General features: G+C 71.4%; 4 protein-coding genes and 2 pseudogenes. 3 read left to right on the top strand and 3 right to left on the bottom strand.

Going from position 1 to position 3,795, the window contains the following annotated elements; genetic code table 11:
• Both ACLEQD_RS38835 and ACLEQD_RS38830 read right to left on the bottom strand, forming a co-directional pair.
• Positions 1-228: hypothetical protein (locus tag ACLEQD_RS38835; RefSeq protein WP_410390921.1), on the bottom strand; the 228-nt coding region annotated here is incomplete at its 3' end.
• On the bottom strand, positions 225-518 hold the full coding sequence (locus ACLEQD_RS38830) for a hypothetical protein (RefSeq protein ID WP_410390922.1): 294 nt from the start codon (positions 516-518) through the stop codon (positions 225-227). The genes ACLEQD_RS38835 and ACLEQD_RS38830, both read right to left, overlap by 4 nt.
• 142 nt (positions 519-660) lie before the next feature.
• On the opposite strand from ACLEQD_RS38830, the pseudogene rsmD reads away from it, so the two are divergent.
• From rsmD to ACLEQD_RS38815, 3 genes and pseudogenes are all read left to right on the top strand, one after another.
• Positions 661-1,412: pseudogene (gene rsmD / locus ACLEQD_RS38825) on the top strand (16S rRNA (guanine(966)-N(2))-methyltransferase RsmD).
• Between the two features lie 47 nt (positions 1,413-1,459).
• The gene (gene coaD, locus ACLEQD_RS38820; RefSeq protein ID WP_410390919.1) at positions 1,460-1,942 is read left to right on the top strand and encodes a pantetheine-phosphate adenylyltransferase; all 483 of its coding nucleotides are present in this window, start codon (positions 1,460-1,462) and stop codon (positions 1,940-1,942) included.
• Between the two features lie 79 nt (positions 1,943-2,021).
• On the top strand, positions 2,022-3,215 hold the full coding sequence (locus tag ACLEQD_RS38815) for a pyridoxal phosphate-dependent aminotransferase (protein WP_410390917.1): 1,194 nt from the start codon (positions 2,022-2,024) through the stop codon (positions 3,213-3,215).
• Between the two features lie 57 nt (positions 3,216-3,272).
• On the opposite strand, the pseudogene ACLEQD_RS38810 reads toward ACLEQD_RS38815, so the two are convergent.
• Positions 3,273-3,795 (bottom strand): annotated as a pseudogene (locus ACLEQD_RS38810) (hypothetical protein); the annotation flags it as partial.

Genomic DNA, 3,795 nt, shown 5'->3' with positions numbered 1-3,795 from the left:
GCCTGGCGTGTCCGCACCCGCTGGCGGACCGGGCGCGCCGGAGCGCTTCGTGCAGTCGGTGCACGCGGCCGCCCAGGAGGCCGGGCACACCCGGCCCCTGTTCCTCCAGGCCGGACCCTTGCGCGTGACGTCCACGGACGCGGACGTGCTGGACGCGCTCCAGGAGGGGCTCTTCCGCGTGGTGGACGCGGGCTTCGCGCTGGTGTCGTTGGATTTGTCGCGCCTCACCTCCTACGAGGCGGTGGAGGCGGTGAGCGCGCTGGCGGGCCCCTCAAGGAGCGCGAGCTGTCGCTGGAGGTGTCCCCGCCGCAGGGGTCCTCCGGCGGGCTGGTGGACGCGTGCGCGACGCTGCTGGAGGGGCTGTCGCAGTGGCAGGTCCCGGTGCGCTTCCTGCGCGTGCCGGACGCGCAGCTGGGGGCCGGCGAGCCCGGCGCGGAGCTGGACGTGGAGCTGCTCCGGCGGGTGGTGGAGACCGCCGCCGGGAAGGGCGTGGCGGTGGCGGTGGGCGACGTGTCCACGGGGGCCTCCGGGGGGCTGTCCAGCTACGTGGCCGTGGGCGTGCGCAAGGTGGACCGGGCAGGGCCTTTCGGTCCGCTGGCCCTGCGCGCCTGGCCTCCGGAGGTGCGCGAGCAGGTGGTGGCGCGGGCCCAGGCGGCGGGCATGCCGGCCGGGGAGCTCTTGTCCGTGCTGGAGGAGGGGCTGCCGCCCTGTCGCCCGCGTCTCGCGAGACGCTGGAGGCGCTGGCCTTCGCGGAGGCCACGGAGGCGCTGGCGGCGCTGGGGGCGCACCGCTCGGCGTCGGTGGCCATGGCGTTCCTGGCGAAGCCGGACGGGGACCTGGGCTAGAAGGGCGCCCATGCGCATCGTTGCAGGCAGCGCGAAGGGCCGGGCCCTGACGGGGCCCAAGCCGTCGTCCGGACACATCCGCCCCACGGCGGACCGGGTCCGTGAAACCATCTTCAACATGCTGGGCCAGTTCCTGGACGGCAGGCCGTGCTGGACCTGTACGCGGGCACCGGCGCGCTGGGGCTGGAGGCCCTGTCGCGGGGCGCGGGCCGGCTGGTGCTGGTGGACCAGGACCGCGAGGCCCTGGCCCTGTGCCGCAAGAACACCGACGACCTGGGCTTCACCGCCCAGGTGTCCATCCTGGCGCAGCCCGTGGTGCGCGCGCTGGGGACGCTGGGCAAGCAGGGGGAGAAGTTCGAACTCGTCTTCGCGGATCCGCCCTACGCGGCGCGCGTGGTGGAGACGGTGCTGGATGCCGTCGTGGCCGCGGGCGTGGTGACGCCGGGCGGCACGGTGGTGGTGGAGCACGACAAGCGGGAGGCGGCCCCGGACGCTCACGCGGGGCTCACCCGGGAGGATCAGCGCCGGTTCGGGGACACCCTGGTGAGCTTCTACCGGGCACCGTGACGTGCGCTTGACCCGCCCCGTGGGCCCGCCGAGACTTCCCGGCACCCATGCCGGTTGCCATCTATCCTGGTTCGTTTGATCCGCTCACCAACGGGCACCTGAGCCTCATCCAGCGCAGCCTGAAGATGTTCGAACGGCTCATCGTCGCCATCGCGGTGAACCCGAAGAAGACGCCCCTCTTCAGCCAGGAGGAGCGCATCGAGCTCATCCGCGAGGCGGTGAACGACCCCCGCGTGGAGGTGGACGCCTTCCACGGCCTGCTCGTGGATTACGTGCACCAGCGCAACGTGAGCGTCGTCATCCGCGGGCTGCGTGCGGTGTCGGACTTCGAATACGAGTTCCAGCTGGCGAACATGAACCGCAAGCTGGCGCCGGACATCGACACTGTCTTCATGATGACGGGCGAGGACTACTTCTACATCTCCTCGCAGCTCGTCCGGGAGGTCGCCACCTTCGGAGGGAACGTGGAGGGGCTCGTCCCCCCGAACGTGAACGCGGGGCTGAAGAAGAAGTTCGGCCCGAAACCGTAGGGCGACGGAAGCGCCGCCGGGCAACGCGGCGTGCCCGTTGTGCTTGTCCGCTTCGGGAGTTCCGCGCTAGGCAAGGCGCATGAAACTCGCCCGCCGGCTGCAAGCCATCAAGCCCTCCGCCACCCTGGCCCTCAACGCCCGCGCCAAGGCGCTCGCCGCCGGTGGCAAGGACGTGGTGGTGCTCGCCGCCGGTGAGCCGGACTTCGACACGCCGGAGTTCGTGAAGCAGGCGGCCATCGACGCGCTCCGCTCGGGCTTCACCAAGTACACCGCCACCGCGGGCATGCCGGAGTTGCGCGAGGCGGTCTGCCGCAAGCTGGAGAGGGACAACGGCCTCAAGTACGCGCCGGATCAGGTGGTGGTGACGGCGGGCGGCAAGCAGTCCCTCTACAACTGCTTCCAGGCGCTGCTGGACGAAGGGGATGAGGTCATCATCTTCGCGCCGTACTGGGTGAGCTACCCGGACATGGTGCACCTGGCGGGCGGCACGCCGGTCATCGTCCCCACGCGCGAGGAGGACGGCTACGCGCCGGACCCCGCGGCCATCAAGAAGGCGCTCACCCCGCGCACGCGCGCCATCGTGCTCAACAGCCCGGCCAACCCCACGGGCGCGGTGTACTCGCGCGCCACGCTGGAGGGCATCGCGGACGCGGTGCGCGGCCACGACTGCATGCTCGTCACCGACGACATGTACGAGAAGCTCCTCTACACGGGGGAGCCGTTCCTCAACATCGGCAACGTGGCGCCTGACCTGGTGCCCCGGCTGCTGGTGTCCAACGGCCTGTCCAAGTCCTACGCGATGACGGGCTGGCGGCTGGGCTACGCGGCGGGCCCCAAGGCGCTCATCTCCGGCATGCAACTGGTGCAGGACCAGTCCACGTCCAACGCGTCCTCCATCACCCAGAAGGCGGCGCTGGCGGCGCTCAACGGCCCCACGGACACCATCACCGCGATGGTGAACGAGTACCGCGAGCGCAGGGATTTGTTCGTCGCGGGGCTCAACGCGATTCCCGGCATCCGCTGCCGGCTGCCGGAAGGGGCCTTCTACGCGATGGCGGACGTGCGCGGCCTGCTGGGCAAGACGTACAAGGGCAAGCCGCTGACGGACTCGCTCCAGCTCTCCGAGGCGCTGCTCAACGACTTCCTGGTGGCGGCGGTGCCGGGAGACCCGTTCGGCGCGCCGGGCTACATCCGCATGAGCTTCGTCACCTCGCGCGAGGTGCTCCAGAAAGGCCTCGCGCGCCTGCGGGACTTCGTCGCGGCGCTGGGCTGAGCGCGGCCTTGACGCAGGGCAGGGCGCCCGGTGGGAACGCCGGGCGCTCCTGTCGGCTCAGTCCGTGTACGCGAAGGCGTGCCAGCTCAGGTCCGGGCTGCCACGGAAGAGGAAGATGGCCGCGTGGCCGGAGAGGTTGCCCACCGCGGCCCAGGTGTCCTTGAGCGCGCGCGGATCCAGCCCCAGGCGCGCGGGGGGCTTGCCGTACTTCTTCTCCATCTCCGCGATGGGCAGCACTTCGATGTCGTAGAGGGTGATCAGGTCCGTGCGCCGCGCGCGCAGCTGCTTCACCCACGCCTGCACCAGCTCGTCCGGGGTGCTGAAGCGCTTGTCCTCGAGCTGGAACGGGTACGACAGCTCCACGGACGCGTTGCGCACGTCCCCCGTCAGCAGGCTCTGGAAGAGGAAGCGCGCCTCGTTGTGGATCACCGCGCGCGCGAGGCCTTCAGGGGTCAGGTCCTCCTCGCTGGGGCGTGAGCCCTCGCGCAGCTTGCCCAGGTCGACGGTGCCCGCGGTGGAGGGGGTGGGGGGCGTCGGTGGGCGCGCGGTGGGCGTGGCGGCCGGGGTGGGCGCTGGCGCG

This window comes from Corallococcus sp. 4LFB, from assembly GCF_046520365.1.
Classification (GTDB): domain Bacteria; phylum Myxococcota; class Myxococcia; order Myxococcales; family Myxococcaceae; genus Corallococcus; species Corallococcus caeni.
This window is presented reverse-complemented; position numbering and strand designations above follow the sequence as displayed.

Bases quoted from the DNA above. Each gene is read 5' to 3' on its own strand.
- coaD (WP_410390919.1), top strand. From the start codon at position 1,460: ATGCCGGTTGCCATCTATCCTGGTTCGTTTGATCCGCTCACCAACGGG.
- ACLEQD_RS38815 (WP_410390917.1), top strand. From the start codon at position 2,022: ATGAAACTCGCCCGCCGGCTGCAAGCCATCAAGCCCTCCGCCACCCTG.